Source organism: Enterococcus eurekensis (assembly GCF_042654605.1).
Lineage (GTDB): Bacteria > Bacillota > Bacilli > Lactobacillales > Enterococcaceae > Enterococcus_I > Enterococcus_I eurekensis.
Window position 1 is genome coordinate 46,795 of the sequence record NZ_JBHSGT010000063.1, and the last position, 15,443, is coordinate 62,237.

General features: G+C 35.6%; 13 protein-coding genes. 1 reads left to right on the forward strand and 12 read right to left on the reverse strand.

The window, feature by feature from the left end:
• Positions 1 to 2: 2 nt before the first annotated feature.
• The 12 genes from ACFO3L_RS10490 to ACFO3L_RS10545 form a co-directional block, all read right to left on the reverse strand.
• On the reverse strand, positions 3 to 323 hold the full coding sequence (locus tag ACFO3L_RS10490; protein WP_379967138.1) for a PTS lactose/cellobiose transporter subunit IIA: 321 nt from the start codon (positions 321 to 323) through the stop codon (positions 3 to 5).
• 33 nt (positions 324 to 356) lie between these two features.
• The gene (gene lacG, locus ACFO3L_RS10495; RefSeq protein WP_379967141.1) at positions 357 to 1,757 is read right to left on the reverse strand and encodes a 6-phospho-beta-galactosidase; all 1,401 of its coding nucleotides are present in this window, start codon (positions 1,755 to 1,757) and stop codon (positions 357 to 359) included.
• A 16-nt stretch (positions 1,758 to 1,773) separates the two neighbouring features.
• A complete protein-coding gene (locus ACFO3L_RS10500; protein WP_379967144.1) occupies positions 1,774 to 2,607 on the reverse strand; it encodes a PRD domain-containing protein in 834 nt (277 codons plus the stop codon).
• A 36-nt stretch (positions 2,608 to 2,643) separates the two neighbouring features.
• The gene (gene lacD / locus ACFO3L_RS10505) at positions 2,644 to 3,621 is read right to left on the reverse strand and encodes a tagatose-bisphosphate aldolase (RefSeq protein WP_379967147.1); all 978 of its coding nucleotides are present in this window, start codon (positions 3,619 to 3,621) and stop codon (positions 2,644 to 2,646) included.
• A 28-nt stretch (positions 3,622 to 3,649) separates the two neighbouring features.
• On the reverse strand, positions 3,650 to 4,165 hold the full coding sequence (lacB, locus tag ACFO3L_RS10510; protein WP_379967150.1) for a galactose-6-phosphate isomerase subunit LacB: 516 nt from the start codon (positions 4,163 to 4,165) through the stop codon (positions 3,650 to 3,652).
• A 23-nt stretch (positions 4,166 to 4,188) separates the two neighbouring features.
• Positions 4,189 to 4,617 carry a galactose-6-phosphate isomerase subunit LacA gene (gene lacA, locus ACFO3L_RS10515; RefSeq protein ID WP_379967153.1) on the reverse strand — a complete coding sequence of 143 codons (429 nt, stop codon included), beginning with the start codon at positions 4,615 to 4,617 and terminating at the stop codon, positions 4,189 to 4,191.
• 14 nt (positions 4,618 to 4,631) lie between these two features.
• Positions 4,632 to 5,411 carry a DeoR/GlpR family DNA-binding transcription regulator gene (locus tag ACFO3L_RS10520; protein WP_379967156.1) on the reverse strand — a complete coding sequence of 260 codons (780 nt, stop codon included), beginning with the start codon at positions 5,409 to 5,411 and terminating at the stop codon, positions 4,632 to 4,634.
• Positions 5,412 to 6,195: 784 nt separating this feature from the next.
• Positions 6,196 to 7,140, reverse strand: coding sequence for a 3'-5' exoribonuclease YhaM family protein (locus tag ACFO3L_RS10525; protein ID WP_379967159.1), 945 nt, complete (start codon positions 7,138 to 7,140; stop codon positions 6,196 to 6,198).
• A gap of 39 nt (positions 7,141 to 7,179) precedes the next feature.
• On the reverse strand, positions 7,180 to 9,837 hold the full coding sequence (locus ACFO3L_RS10530; RefSeq protein ID WP_379967162.1) for an ATP-binding protein: 2,658 nt from the start codon (positions 9,835 to 9,837) through the stop codon (positions 7,180 to 7,182).
• Positions 9,812 to 11,026, reverse strand: coding sequence for a metallophosphoesterase family protein (locus ACFO3L_RS10535; protein WP_379967165.1), 1,215 nt, complete (start codon positions 11,024 to 11,026; stop codon positions 9,812 to 9,814). The genes ACFO3L_RS10530 and ACFO3L_RS10535 overlap by 26 nt, the downstream gene beginning before the upstream one ends.
• 298 nt (positions 11,027 to 11,324) lie before the next feature.
• Complete coding sequence (locus tag ACFO3L_RS10540; protein WP_379967168.1) at positions 11,325 to 11,672, reverse strand: YlbF family regulator; 348 nt, start codon at positions 11,670 to 11,672, stop codon at positions 11,325 to 11,327.
• 66 nt (positions 11,673 to 11,738) lie between these two features.
• Positions 11,739 to 13,886 carry a PBP1A family penicillin-binding protein gene (locus tag ACFO3L_RS10545; RefSeq protein ID WP_379967171.1) on the reverse strand — a complete coding sequence of 716 codons (2,148 nt, stop codon included), beginning with the start codon at positions 13,884 to 13,886 and terminating at the stop codon, positions 11,739 to 11,741.
• A 195-nt stretch (positions 13,887 to 14,081) separates the two neighbouring features.
• On the opposite strand from ACFO3L_RS10545, the gene ACFO3L_RS10550 reads away from it, so the two are divergent.
• Entirely contained in the window at positions 14,082 to 14,927 is an 846-nt protein-coding gene (locus tag ACFO3L_RS10550; protein WP_379967174.1) for an RluA family pseudouridine synthase, read from the forward strand.
• The last annotated feature ends 516 nt before the right edge of the window (positions 14,928 to 15,443 follow it).

The window sequence follows — 15,443 nt, forward strand, 5'->3', positions numbered from 1 at the left end:
TTTTATTTGTTATATTTACTTTTGTATAATTCGATAAAATCTTGTACAAGATCTCTTAATAATATTGTTGTCATTAAATGATCTTGTCCGTGAATAAAGATGAAACCAATCTCTAAATTAGCTCCAGAAGCTTCCTCAGCTAAAATTTTTGTCTGTGCGTTATGAGCTAATTTTAAATTTTCGTCAGCAGATTTTAATGCTGTTTCAACATTCTTAAAATTCCCTTGGCGCATTTCACTTAATAAACTCATCAATGTACTACGAGCATCCCCAGAGTAGGCAACAATTTCAAAACCGAGCATTTGTAAATCTTCTTTGTTCATTTTATTTCCTCCTAAATCAATCGATTTATTTTTTTAAATAATTGTTTTTGTTTCACTAACTTGCTTGTACCAGTAAGCTGATTCTTTTGGATAACGTTTTTGGGTTTTAAAATCGACATAGAATAAACCATATCGTTTGGTATAACCATTAACCCAAGAGAAAACGTCCATTAATGACCAGATAAAGTATCCTTTTACATTGACACCATCACTGATTGCATCCGATAAAGCATTAAAATGTTGACGTAAATAATCAATACGAGGCTCGTCCATAATAATGCCGTCTTCAAATTCATCTTTATAACCTAAACCATTTTCAGTAATATAAACTTTATTGTAGTTTGGATATTCTTCTTTAATGCGAACTAATAAATCGTATAAACCTTTTGGATAAATAATCCAATCCCAGTCAGTTTTTGGTAAATCATCTCTAACGATTCTTTCACCAATTCCTTTAATCCGGTAAACTTGGGTTCCTTTTTCACCTGTCGTATTGTAGTTTAAAGTACTTTCTCCTTTATACTCTTTAACCCAGTGAGAACCATAATTGTTAATACCTAAGAAATCATTTCGGTTGGCAGCTTTTTTCATTTCAAAGAAATCGTTTTCATCTATTTGAACTTCCTGATTATTTGCTGCTAAAATTTTTAACACACAATTCCAAGTATGTTCGCTATAATATCCTAAATAAGTTGCATCTAGTAAAAACTTGATAGATAAAGCATCATCTAATTCAGCTGCATGAATATCTTCTTGTTTTTCTGTTGCTGGATATTTCATTTCTAATGAATGTACTACTCCGATTTCACCTTTATACTGACCATCTTTAAAAATATTAACTGCTCTTGCGTGAGCATACATCATATTGTGTAAACAAGTGACAGTCTTTTTTATATCAAACTGAACTTCTGGGGGAAATGAGCCAAGTAAATATTGGTTAGACGCAACTGGATATATTTCGTTAAACGTGCTCCAATAACGTACTTCACTAAATTCTTTAAAACAGTATTCTGCATAATCCACAAAATGATCTACGTTTTCTCGATTTAAAAAGTCACCATTATCAAATAATATTTTTGGTGTATCAAAATGGTGAAGAGTGACAAAAGGGATGATATTATTCTTCTCACATTCTGCAAAAAAGTTATGATAAAAATCCACTCCCTTTTGATTTATTTTTCCATATCCATCTGGAAAAATACGGCTCCAGGCAATTGACATGCGAATGCTATCTATTTTAAATTTTTTACATAATTCTATATCTACAGGGTATTGGTTATAAAAATCACTTGCAGGATCTGCTGTATAACGACCTTTTTCAACTAAAAAAGTATCCCAAGCAACTGGACCTTTGCCATCTAATGTTGTAGAACCTTCACATTGGTAAGCAGCCGTAGCCCCACCCATAATAAAATCTTTTGGTAATTTTTTCATTGTTAAATTCCTTTCTCTATAAAATTCGTTGTAAATGAATGGTAAAATAAACTTTCTCACTTGGCTTTAAATCTAAACCAGTTTTTTCACTAATTTCTTGATAAATTTCTTCAGCTGTTTCGTAAGCCTTTGGATACTCTTTTTTTAAACTTTCTTCCATCTTTTCAGCAAAAGAATCATCTGTTTGTTGTCCATCTCTGTCCAGCATGTATCGTAAGTGAATCATTAATCGATCATAGAAATTTTGATTATCAGTCGATCGAAGAATATTTTTACCCTTTAAAATCATTTCAATTTGTTGCATAATATTTTGTTCATTTACTTTTTTTTCTGACATTTCAGAATGACTATCTGATTTAGTTTGAGCATTAATAAAATGAATACTTAAATTTTTCAATTCTGATTTTGGAAAAACAATTCCTAATTTTAATTCAATTATCTCTAATGCATCTTTAGCAATCTCATACTCTACTGGGTATTGCTCATTAATATCTGGTAAAAAACTCTCTATGTATTCGCCTTTTCGTAACTTTTTTGAATTCCAATAAAGATGGTCAGTTAAGGTTACATAAATATATTCTTGAACAGAATAGTCGTATTTATTTATAGCATTTTCAATAATTTCATAAGCAGTTGTTATGTAATCTAACGGAATATCTTTTAGTAAAATAGAGATATTTTCTTTAGATTCTTCATTTTTTAAAACAAATAAATTGCTAATAGCTGCTTCAGAAATCAAATCGCCTTTTTTCTTTTGGAATACAAGTCCCTTGCCCATTGCTATCTCTTGTTTATCGCCTTTTTTAACAATAGCAATATTGTTATTAAGTACTTGCACAATTCGATACAAATGAATCCCTCCTCTAAAAATCAAACAACTAGATTATTACTTTTCAATAACAATTGGTGTCGCAGTTCTTTTTAATACTTCATTTAGCTCTTCAATATTTTTTCTACCTTGAGTTCTCATCCATTCGCGAGCAGCAGTCTCACCCTCTAATACGAAAACTTCGACTCCGTTGGCCCAAGTTGCTCTTCCACAAAGTACGCCATTAAAAGTTGAACCTGAATCTTTGGCAAAAACTAATGTTTCTTGAAATAATTCTGCAGAAACGCCTGCACTTAAGAAAATAAATGGTAAGCTAGTTGATTCAGCTTGCTCTTTAAATAATTGTTTTGCTTCTTCTTGCGAGTAAACAACTTCATCCTTGGCGTATCCTTCAACATAATTCATATTAACAGGAACTTCGACTTTCAAAACATCTACGTTATAACGTTCTTTTGAAAATTCTTTCATCATTTCATTTACTTTATAAGGTTTTTTAGCTGCATATTCTTTACCATTAGAATCTTCAATATCAGCATCATAAGAAATGACTTCTAAAAAAAATGGAATATCTTCTGCCACACACTCTGAACCAATTCTTTCCATATATACTTTTTTTTGATTATTAATGTCATCAGATTCATCTACGTCATAATATAGTAAGAACTTACAAGCATCTGCACCGGCTTCTTTCAGTCTTTTAACTGACCAATCAGGTAAACAATCCGGTAATCTCCCTGGCATCGTTGCATCATAACCTGTTTTTTCGTAGGCGATCAACAATCCCGCATTCTCCGAGCGAACTTCTGCTGCTACACTTCCATACTCTGGATCTAATAGAATCGATGACGCATATTGTGTTAACTCAGAAGATACAATTTTTTTAAATTCGACAATATCATTCTCTAAATTATCGCTTGTTTTGAATTTTGTAATCATTTTCTTTAATGCACCTCTTTGGTCAATCGCCAATGCACCAATAATTGAATCTTCATTTACTAATTGTTTTATATAATTTATTTTACCCGTCAATGCCACTTTCTCTCCCTTCTAGAATGGAACTTGTTTAATCGTTATAATAACCTTGACTCCACTTTTCAATGAATTCATCAAAGAAATTCTCTGAAAATTGATTTGTATCAGCCTTTTCTACTGCATCAATTTTACTAATTAATTTTTTATTTACTTTTGTTTCTTTATATTCAGTTTTAATAAAAGCTTCAATAATATCACAAATTAAGAATTCTCCTGTAATTTTGGCTCCAAAGCCAATTACATTAGCATTTAATTCTTCCTTTGCATAAACTGCAGTGGTCATATCACGAACTAAAGCACTTCGAATACCTGGTACTTTATTCACTGCATTGTTAATACCAACTCCTGTTCCACAAAGACAAACACCTAAATCAGCTTCGCCGTTTATAACAGCTTCTCCGACTTTTTTTCCAAATATTGGATAGTGAGTTCTTGTAAAATCATATGTACCAACATCTAAAACTTCATATCCTTTTGATTTCAAAAAATCAGAAACTGCAATTTTTGTATCCGTAACAATATGGTCACAACCTAATGCTATTTTCATTTATTATTATCCTTTCCATTTACCTAAGCCATTTTATTTAACATATCAACACGAATTTGGTGTCTACCGCCTTCATAGCTAGCATTTAAAAATTCCTTTACAATATTAAAAGCTAATTCGCTTCCAGTAATTTTTGCACCTAATGTAATCATGCGAGCATTGTTATGCTCACAAGTCATGTACGCTGATCGTTCGTCAGAAACTTCTGCTGCAACCATACCTTTTATCTTAGTAGCAGTCATAAAACTTCCTGCACCATATCCATCAACAGCAATTCCTAAACTATCATTTGTTGCTAATACTTCCGTCCCAATAGCCAATGTTGAATCAACAAAATCTACTGCTGCTACTGGTGTTTTATCAATAACGTCATAACCTTCTATAAATAACTTATTCTTAATTAACTCTTTTAGAACAAACCCTTCTTGATCTGAACCGATTATTACTTTCATTTTATTTCCCTCACTTAATTTATTATCTTGGTATATTGCTCATAATCTTTTTTTACTTCTAGGTCTAAACTTGAATCTGTAAAAAGAGCATCTACATCACTTAACTTATAAAAACTGTAAAAATCTATTTCATCAAATTTTTGAGAATCTGCTAACAAATATTTTTCAGTTGCTTTTTCTAGGACCAATTGCTGTAAGTTACCCTCTTCAATATTAAAAGTGAAAACTTGGTCATCTTGTAGAGCATTGACACCGATAAAGGCTTTATTAATATTAATTTTATTAAGCATCTCAATTGCCATTGCCCCAACAAAAGCACCGGTTTTATTTCGATATTCTCCTCCTATTAGATGAAGCTCAAAGTTATCTTTTTCTTTTAATAAATTAAATACTGGCAAACTATTTGTTATGACTCGCAATCTTGAAATGTTAATAAACTCCGTCATAAGTTCAATCGTTGTTCCTGGTCCTAGAAAAATACTCTCATCTGTTTGTTGAATTATTGAAGCCGCTTTTTTAGCAATATAATTTTTTTCATTTGTACTAATTTGTTTCTTTTCAGTATGAGAAAGTTCTTGCCTTAGTTGCGACATTTCAGCTGCTTGATACTCATAATTTAGACTTTGTGCACCACCATGAACTCGATGTAACTGCTCATTATCTGCAAGTTCTTTTAAATCTCTCCGAATTGTCATATCAGAAACTGCTAAATTATCTTGAATTAGCTTTACTGATACGATTCCGTGAGTTTCACAAAGATTCAATATTTTTTGATGCCTCTCTGTTTTTAACATGACTAAACAATTTCCCCCTTTCTAAAAAACAAAAAAAACCACAAACGACCATTAAAAATAGTCATTTGTGGTTTTTGCCTAATTGAATAGTAACAATCCACTGATATTTAACTTATTGGGTACATAGTAACATCAATCCCGCCCCCTGTAAACCCTTACTCGAAAAATAATAAACTTTAGCAAACAAAAACGCTCTAAAAAAAACATACGTCAACAGATTCTGTTGCAACCTTAAATAAACAGTTTTTTATAAATTTTATTCTTATTAATCTAAAATCCTCATATTTAATTGCTTTCAAGTGGCACTCAAAAGCCGAAAAGACCCTTTTTTCGGTCTTTTTTAAATATTCCTCTAAGGATATCTACGCCCGTTATAATGATTGAGTCAATATAAGGTCTTTTATAAAACTTGTTCTATCATTTAATCGGACAATGATTTTCCTCAATCGAATTACTCAAATATTTCAGAATTCTATGATTTTATGGTCTTATCCTCTAAAACAATGAAGAAAAAAAGCTATTTAGAAATGTTTTTCGCTGCCTAGATAATAGTTCACTTTAACAAAATATTAGTCATCCAGATTATTTGAAACAGAGTCCTTTATTACTCCTGAAGTATAAAACACTCCCTGACCAAAAAGTCAGAGAGTGTTTAGGAAGTTTTTAAGTTTTTTGCAAAGCAACAGCAGGATAATCAAATCATTGGAATTTCATCAACAAATTAGTAATAGGAACTTGCTTAAACTCATTCTTCAAAGTCATAGAAAATAATAACATCCTGTATTTAAATATCCTTCGGTACATAAAAACTTCGATTGTCCATGCCAAAAATGCGATCGGTATATTCTCCAGGTTCGGTTTGACGAATCGATGTTAATAGCATTTGCATTGACGCATCCAAATTATCAATTTGATGTAAGATTTCTGCTTCCATAATACGCGGACGAACTGGCGAACCGTATTCGAGTAAGCCATGGTGTGCTAACACCATGTGGCGTAAAACAATCACATCTTCATTTTGATCGTCAATTTTTAGAGCCAGACACGCTTTTGTAATTTCCTCATCAACTAAGACTAAATGTCCAACTAGATTGCCAGCTAAAGTGTACTCTGTTGACATCGCACCGCTTAGTTCAATTACTTTCCCTAAATCGTGCAAAATAATACCCGTATACAGTAACGCCGCATTTAGCTCTGGATATTCTTTAACAATCGATTTACCAAGACGTAACATACTTGTTGTATGGTAGGCTAAACCACTCGCATAGGCATGGTGATTGCGTTTTGCTGCAGGATAATCAAAGAATTCTTTTTGATATTTCGTCAATAAAAAGCGCACAATGCGATTCCAGTGAGGATTGGTAATTTCAAAAAGGGTTTGATTGATTTCTGTTTCCATCTCTTCTTTTTTTAATGGTGCACGTTCCATATATAGCGTTGGATCGGATGGTTCTTCTGGTTTAGCTAAACGTAATTGGGTAATTTTAACTTGCGGATTACCTTGATACACTTCCCTTTTTCCTGATAACGCGACGACACGCCCTGCGGTAAAGCGTTCGACTTCTTCTGCAGAAGCGTCCCAAAATTTACCATCAATCGTTCCTGACGTATCTTGAAAAGTAAACGCAATAAAGGTTTTACCATTTTTAGCCATTCGGATATCGGCACTCTTAATCAAGGTATACATTTTAAATTCTTCATCAACGACTAATTCCCGTAATTTTTTCATAATAACGTTCTTGTTAAACAAAAACGTGCTTCACATCCTTTATGTTAGCATTTTTACTTCTTGGTTGAAGTCTTGATAATAGCTTACCATTTCTTGGTCAGAAGACAAACAAATGATTTGATAATCTTTGCCAAATTCGGCTAATAACTGGGCAAGTTGCTCTTTGCGAGTAGTATCATAGTGTAGCCACCCATCATCGATAATAACCGGCGATAAAATATGATGTCGCTGTAAATTTAAGTACGCAAAACGAATCCCCATTATTAATTGATCTTTCGTCCCCGTTGATAGTTGATAAATCGATTGCATCTGCCCTTCACTCACAACAAACAATGCCCCGTTTTCTAAAACGACTTGTTCATAACGTTGTTTCGTTAAAATGGCAAAATAATGCGACGCTTGTTGTAAGAGTTGTGGCAATTGCTGCTCGGATAACTCGGTCGCTAAATCCGTTAAAAATTGACCGAGTAAACGATTCTTACTCCACTCAATCATCGACTCTTCGATTTCCGCACGCAATTGGGTTTCTTCTTGATACAATTGATCCAGCGTACCATCTTTTTGCAACTGTTCAATTTGGACTTCTAGACGTTTCCGTTCTTCTAAATCCATTTGAAAATCTTGTTGCAAAGCCTTTTGTGCTTGAGTGACTTCTGCTAGTTGCTTAACTAAAGCATCTTTCGTTGTTTTTTCAGGAAATAGCGGTGTTAATAATTGCGCTAATTCCGCTTTTCGCGCCTGTGCACGAGCTTTTTCTTCCCACTGTTTATTCCATAAAGGAATCTCATTTGGATGAGTTAGGCCAAACTCCCAGAGTAAATGCTTGTATTGTTCAAACAACGCTTCACGCTGTTTTTTCAACTGACTTAATTGTTGGGCTAAAAGGGTGCTTGGTTGTTGCATGCGTTTCATTTTAACTTCTTGCATTTTTAAATGGAACGTTTCTAAAATTTCTAATTTATCATTTAAGTTTTTTCCTTGTAGTGGAAGCCATTCTTCAAAGATGGCAAACTGTGTTTCAAAAAGACGAATTTGTTCCTTTAACTGGCGTAATTTTGGTTCTAAAGCACCCAAAGTTTCAAGTAAGTATTGATAATCTTCGACTTCTTGATCGTATTCTTCGACCATTTTCAGCCATTTACTCGTATCCGTTTCGTTGCCGAAACCTGATTGTAGCTGCTGCATTTCTCTTGAAATTGTTTGGTTACGGTCAGCAATCGCTGTTTGCTGTTGCTCAAGTTCCAAACGTAACTGTTCTTTTTTCAGCATCTTTTCTTGCCATAACGGTAAATTTTGACGATTTTTTAATTGCTGGAATTGGAAACAACCACCGATAACCAGTAAGACTACGGCTATCGCTAATAATCCCCATTGTAAAAAGCCTGATAATAAGAAACCAACTAAACCTGCGATTAGACTCAATAAAAATAAGACATAGCTCAGTTGCTGTTTCTTCTTAAAGTTTAAGAATAGATTCGGTTGCTTCTTTTCCATCTCATTAATTTCTTGTAATAATTGCTCATACTGCTCATTTAACCACGTTTCACGCAAAACGGCATTGGCTTGCTCCTCTTGATGTGCTTGTAACGTTTCAATCGCTAAAGGAATCTTAGGATCACTTAATTGCGGTGCTTCGGTGCCCCATCCGCGTTTTTGTTGAATTCGGCGTTGGGCTTCTTGATGGCCATTAAACTCGGAAACCTTGCGTTGATAGGCATCAAATTGCCGAATCATCGTGATTTTTTCACGTAGAATTTGCTGAACTGTAGGCTCTTGGTCTAAATAAAAGAAATAACGATCCGAACCTTGGTCACTTTCTAATTGATTGAGTTCATTTTCTTTTTTCTGAATAGCATCATTTACATTTTGATATTCTTGGTAAAAAGTTTGTAATTCTTGTTTATTTTCAACAGAGGTTTGTGGTTCTTCCATCAACGTTAATTGTTGCCATTCTTCATACAATGGCCAATTTAATTGTTGTTGTTCAATCAGTTGGCGCCTTTTTTGCAAAATCCCATGTTGTTCATGATTTTGCGTTTCTTGTATTTGATAGCGAGCAATTTGTTGATACCCACGTTGAACTTGTTCTTCTTGTTGTTCTTTTTGTTGAATATTCTCTTTTAACTTTTGCCATTGATTCAGTTTCTTATTTAAAGGCAATTTTTGTGCTCTCGGTGTGTAGAGCTCTTGCATTTTTCGTTCGTAATATTGAATTTGGTTCATCACTTGCACGCTGCCGCTAATTCCCAGTGAAATCAGTGCGTCATGCAGTTCCTTTTCTTGTAAACGATCGACTTCTGTCAGTTGCTCTTGTTGGAAGGTAAAAACCTCTTGAAAGGTTTCTAAGGTGAGTGGTGCTAATAGTTTTTGTAGCCAAACTTCATCGCCTTCTTGATCACCGACATAAATGGTCGCTTTTCCGCGTTGAATGGAACGAAACCGCTCAATCCGAATCTCCTCATATCCTTCAATCGCAATCCACAGTTTACCGCCAAATGCTGCCCCATCAGTTGGGGTATAATCTCGTTTCTTTTTGCTTTTAGTTGAAAAACCAAAGAGCATCGTTTGAATAAAATGATACAACGTTGATTTTCCAGCTTCATTTTCTCCAAAAAATAATTGATTTCCTTGCGAAAAATCAAATGTTTTTTGACGAAAATGACCAAATCCACTAATCTCCGCGCGAATAATTTTCATTTTCTGCTCTCCAATAATATTCTTCCATTAATTCTTTTTTACTTGCCGCTAATACTTCTTCTTGCAAGTCTTCAATCGACATGACCTTACTTGCAATCGTGTGTTGGAGTAATTCTTCAATTTCTTTTTGAAAAACACTGCTTTCTTCATACGGCTGAAATAATTGCTCGCGTAATGCCGCGCTCGCTTGCAATTCAATTTTTTCATCGAACGATTGCCCGATTTCTTCTAATTGATAAATCCGCTGCTCAAAGTTTCGTTGTGCCAATTCATGAGCTAGATACGCAAGTAATTCACTTTTTTCTTTCGTACTCAGCCAGTTTTGAGGCAGACCTTCTGTATCCGTCAAAATTATTTTCAGTAATTTATTTTCTGATTCGGTAAAAAGTTCCAAAATTTTAGCTAAAGCCGTCCGTTGGTTTTTTACACCTGCCATCGAACACTGCAAATCTTCCCAAACAATTTCTTGGACTGAGCGGGCTTCCCATTTAGCAGGGCCTTCTCCTAATGTAACGAGTAAAACACCCGGCGTCTCTTGCTCTTTACGTGTATGACCTTGGGGTGTTCCCGGATAAATAATTGGCGGTTTTGTTGCCAAAACAGTCGGTACATGAATATGACCTAACGCCCAATAATCATAGCCTTTTTGTTTCATCTCTTGAATCGTAAAGGGCGCATAACGTTCACTCCCAATTTCTCCGTGATACATGCCAATGTGATACTTCGCTTGATTCGTTGGAAACTCTGCTACTTTAGACTTCTCCAGCCATCTTTGTTGATAACTAAAACTACTAATCGCATAGGATTCATTCGAACGATTCGTATCTACAAACGTCGTCACGATCTCTTCCTTAAACAAATGGACGTTTTCAGGAAATTCAAACCAATAACGTGCTTCATCATAAAAATCATGATTTCCAAAACTCAAATAAACAGGCACACCTGCCACTTCTAACCGTCGCATTTGGGTAAAAAAATGATGCTGTGTTTTTAAACTCGGACGATTTTGATGAAACGTATCACCCGCCAGCAAAACAAAATCAACTTGTTCTGCTAACGCAAGTGAAACAATGTTTTCTAAGACACGTTCATTGGCCTCGGTTAAATGCGTGACACGATCGTGAATTAACTGTAGGCCTTCAAAAGAACGATCGAGATGTAAATCAGCACAATGTAAAAAACGTAACACTTGAAAACCTCCCTTTTTCTTTTCATTTTACCATTTGCAACTAAAAAAGTCAGCAAAATACGAAAGTTTGTTCGTATAGTTTAAGAGGTTATGACATGAGCGGTTAGTGACGAGTAATAAGCAAGACTTACAAAAAAATCGTTTTTTTGATTTTTATTGGAAGTTAGCTTATTACCGAGTCACTGCTCATGGAATACCGTTTCAAATAAAGGTGAGTGATCGAGCGGTTTGGTACGAGTGATAAGTAAAAAATTAAAATCAAAAAAGCGACACCCTTTCGGCATCGCTTCTTCACAAATTATTCTGCGTTATATAATTCTCTTAATGGATTCATGATGATACGGTTTAAATCATTCACAACAACACTGAAAGCTTGTTCATGTTGCATTAAATCGTTGATTAATGATTCATTTTGAACTTTTTCAGCTAATGATTGTGCTTTAGCTGCATCATCATCAGATAATTCTTCACCTGACATCATTTTTTGTTGCATTTCTTGTTGGAACATTTGGAATTCTTTAAAGAAACCAAAAGCTTCTTCATTTTGTTTTAAACGATTGAATGAGTCGCTTAATGCTTGGAAAGCTGCATCTTCACGGATTTCACGTTCTAATTGATTCGCTGTATCATATAAATTTGCTGACATATGTCATCCTCCTAATTAGTTATTACTTTGTTATTGTATCATTATTATTCGGACTTAGCGACTGATTTAAGGCAATCGATCACGTAAATCACGTAAGATATCTTTGGATTTCTCAAAAACTTTTTTACCAAATTCTTTCGCGCCTTCTTTGGCTTTTTCGGTCACTTTATCGACCTCTTCTTTCCATGCAGGTGGTACCTCTTCTTGCGTCGGTACATCTTCTGCTGCCATGACTTTACCACCGGTAGCATAGGCATCCGCGACCGTAAATGGTGTTTGTTGGGTATAAGGTAGGATGCCTTCTGCTTGCGCTTTAAACATCAGACTCATATTCGCACCGTTCGTTCCTTCAATCGCATTTTCAGCACTGTTGGTTTCAAAACCAATCCAACTAGAAATCACAACATCTGGCGTGTAACCAATCAACCATTGATCGGCAGATTTACTTGTATCGTGAATATTTTCGGTTGAACCTGTTTTACCCGCAATCGTATAACCATACGGGTTGGCACTTGCTGCCGTTCCGTTTGAAAAAGTTCCTAATAGCATACTCGTCATTTCATCGCTTGTTTCTTTTGAAATCACTCGTTTACCTTTTGGTTTCGTTTTGTCCACGATCACTGCACCTGTCGAATCGATTATCTTCGTAATTAAATGTGGTTCATAGAGTGTTCCCCCATTAGCAAAGACACCATAAGCACTCGCCATGACTGCTGGAGACGTTCCTGTTTCCAATCCCCCTAAAGCCAAGCCGTAGTATTTATCCGATGCAGCTAAAGGTATGCCAAACTCTTTGGCTTTATTATAGCCTTTATTGATCCCCATCTCATGAAGCAACCAAACAGCCGGTAAGTTCAAACTTTGGGCAACCGCGTGATACATCGTCACTTCCCCTTGATACGTTCCATCAAAGTTTTTTGCATCATAATAAGACAGTGGTTCGTCTTTTAAAATTGAATCTGGACGGTAGCCGGATTCAAGAGCAGGTGCATAAACACTAAAAGGTTTAATCGTTGAACCTGGTGGTCGTTTCATATCCATCGCAAAGTTGAAACCACGGAATGTATACTCTCCACGACGGCCAACCAATCCTTGAATTTCTCCAGTATTCGGATCCATTGCAACCGAACCTGATTGCACCATATCTCCTGTTGAAGAATTCGGTGGGAAATAATCATCTCGAATATAAACTTCTTGCATATTCCGTTGATAATCTTGATTTAATGACGTATAAATTTTATAGCCACGTTTCATGACATCATCCGCATCTAAACCATATTTTCGAACCGCTTCATCAATAACCGCATCAAAATAATAGGGATATTGGTAGTTGATTTGAGATGAATCATAGGCATCATATAGTTGATCGGCAATCGCAATTTGTTGCCCAGCTTGAGCTGTCTCTGCCGTAATTTTTCCATTATCTGCCATCAACTGTAAAACCGTATCGCGTCGATTGGTTGCTTGTTCTAAGTTATCAATTGGGTTATAAATCGATGGCCCTTTCAAAAGACCCACGAGCGTTGCTGCTTGTTCCGTTGTTAATTGACTGGCCGCAACCCCAAAATATTTCATTGAAGCATCTTGAATACCCCAAACACCATTTCCATAATAGGAGGTGTTTAAGTACATCGTCATAATTTCTTCTTTACTGTATTTCTTCTCAATTTCAATTGCTAAAAATAATTCTTTAGCCTTACGTGTAAATGTTTGATCGAGGGTGAGGTACGCATTTTTAGCGAGTTGTTGCGTAATGGTACTTCCTCCGCCCCCGCTCGTATTGCGATTGATTACCATTCGAACAGCCGCACGGGCAATCCCTTTTATATCAAAACCATGATGTTCGTAAAAGCGTCGGTCCTCAGTTGAAATCACCGCATCAACAACTGCTGGTGAAATTTCATCAAAATCGACATAGTTGCCTTTTTCCGAACGAAAACGTCCTGCTTCTTCATTGGAAGCATCGTAAATAATTGTGGAGTCTTTTAAACCAGAAGACAAATCTTCTACGTTGGTCGCTTTCGCCACATAAAACAAATAAATACTCGTAATTAAAATTGCAGTTAACATGAACAAAAGAATAATTTTATTTAAATGATATTTTTTCCAGAAACGTCCTAATCCTTGACGAAATTCAGCTAAGTAAGGTTTTATCCAGTGCCAAAAACGAGTGATTAGCACTTTTATTTTTGTTAATAATGCTTTAAAATCCATCGAATTCCTCCTTATCTTGTCTTAGTATAGCAAAAATCTCAACGAGCAACCTAGGTCCCAAGTTGTACTTTGCTAAAATTTCTCCCTATTCTAGCATCCAATTATTAGAAAGGCTTGATTTTTTTATTAAGTTTCTTCTAAATTACACAAATCCTCTGCTATAATAGGATGATTCTATGAAAGGCGTGACGACAAATGGATTTCACCATTACCTTACCCAAAAACCAAAAGACTATGACAATTCGTGACTTATTTGAAAAAGAATGGCTCGTTCCACGTAAAGTCCGTCATTTTTTACGAACGCGTAAAGATGTCCAACTAAATGGCACCGTTGCGATGTTCCATCAAGAAGTCCAAGCAGGCGATACAATTTCATTGCATTTGGAAGAAAGTGATTATACGTTTCAAGAAGTTGTTTTTGGCGATGCCTCGCTTGTTGACGTGCTCTATGAAGATGAGCATTTAATCGTCGTTAATAAACCCTATGGCATCAAAACCCATCCCAATCAACCCGATGAAGACGATACAATGTTTAACCATTTAGCCGCTTATTTAAACGATCGACCTTATGTGGTTCATCGCCTCGATAAAGAAACAAGCGGTGCACTCTTATTTGCCAAAAATCCATTTGTTCTGCCAATTTTAGGCCGACTTTTAGAAGAAAAGCAAATTTATCGGCGCTATCAAGCAATTGTTCACGGACGCTTAACGAAAGATCAGACGATTCGCCAAAAGATTGGCCGTGACCGCCATGACCGACGTAAACGCGTGGTCGATCCTAAAAATGGTCAAATGGCGATTACGCACGTGACCGTTGAAAAAATCAACGAACGCACAACGAATATCACTTGCGTTTTAGAAACCGGACGCACCCATCAAATCCGCGTACATCTCGCACATTTAGGCTTTCCAATCGTTGGCGATCCTTTGTATCAAAATAAACCCGCCAAACGCTTAATGCTCCACGCATCCGAAATGCATTTAGTTCATCCATTTACCAAAGAAAAAATGATCTTCACAGCCAAACCAAGCCTATGGTAAAAAGAGGTTATTGCTTTGGAGCGGTTAACTGTGAGTGATAGCGAAGCCTATGGAAAAATTGCTCTTTGATTTTATCCAGAGGAAGAGCTATCACCGAACAGCTGCTCCAACAATACCGTTTATAAAGAGGTCATAAATAAATCGGTTAGCTACGAAAAATAAGCACGTATCTGGAAAGAAATGGCTCTTTCATTTTTTCCAGATTGACTTATTTCTGAGTAGCTGATTTATTTATACCGTTTAAATGAGGTTATAAATGAAGCGGTTAGTGACGAGTAATAAGCAAAGAAGCGTTCAAAAGTGTCCCTTACTTTTGAAAAGATTCTGGCTTATTACCGAGTCACTGCTTCACTTATACCGTTTAAATGAGGTTATAAATGAAGCGATTAGTGACGAGTAATAAGCAAAGAAGCGTTCAAAAGTGTCCTTTACTTTTGAAAAGATTCTGGCTTATTACCTAGTCACTGCTTCACTTATACCGTTTATCAAAGAGGTCATTGCTTTGGAGCGGTTAGC

What these genes read in the sequence shown, in the direction of transcription:
- ACFO3L_RS10490 (WP_379967138.1), bottom strand. Translation starts at nt 323, where the DNA reads ATGAACAAAGAAGATTTACAAATGCTCGGTTTTGAAATTGTTGCCTAC.
- lacG (WP_379967141.1), bottom strand. Translation starts at nt 1,757, where the DNA reads ATGAAAAAATTACCAAAAGATTTTATTATGGGTGGGGCTACGGCTGCT.
- lacB (WP_379967150.1), bottom strand. Translation starts at nt 4,165, where the DNA reads ATGAAAATAGCATTAGGTTGTGACCATATTGTTACGGATACAAAAATT.
- lacA (WP_379967153.1), bottom strand. Translation starts at nt 4,617, where the DNA reads ATGAAAGTAATAATCGGTTCAGATCAAGAAGGGTTTGTTCTAAAAGAG.
- ACFO3L_RS10520 (WP_379967156.1), bottom strand. Translation starts at nt 5,411, where the DNA reads ATGTTAAAAACAGAGAGGCATCAAAAAATATTGAATCTTTGTGAAACT.
- ACFO3L_RS10525 (WP_379967159.1), bottom strand. Translation starts at nt 7,140, where the DNA reads ATGAAAAAATTACGGGAATTAGTCGTTGATGAAGAATTTAAAATGTAT.
- ACFO3L_RS10530 (WP_379967162.1), bottom strand. Translation starts at nt 9,837, where the DNA reads ATGAAAATTATTCGCGCGGAGATTAGTGGATTTGGTCATTTTCGTCAA.
- ACFO3L_RS10540 (WP_379967168.1), bottom strand. Translation starts at nt 11,672, where the DNA reads ATGTCAGCAAATTTATATGATACAGCGAATCAATTAGAACGTGAAATC.
- ACFO3L_RS10545 (WP_379967171.1), bottom strand. Translation starts at nt 13,886, where the DNA reads ATGGATTTTAAAGCATTATTAACAAAAATAAAAGTGCTAATCACTCGT.
- ACFO3L_RS10550 (WP_379967174.1), top strand. Translation starts at nt 14,082, where the DNA reads ATGGATTTCACCATTACCTTACCCAAAAACCAAAAGACTATGACAATT.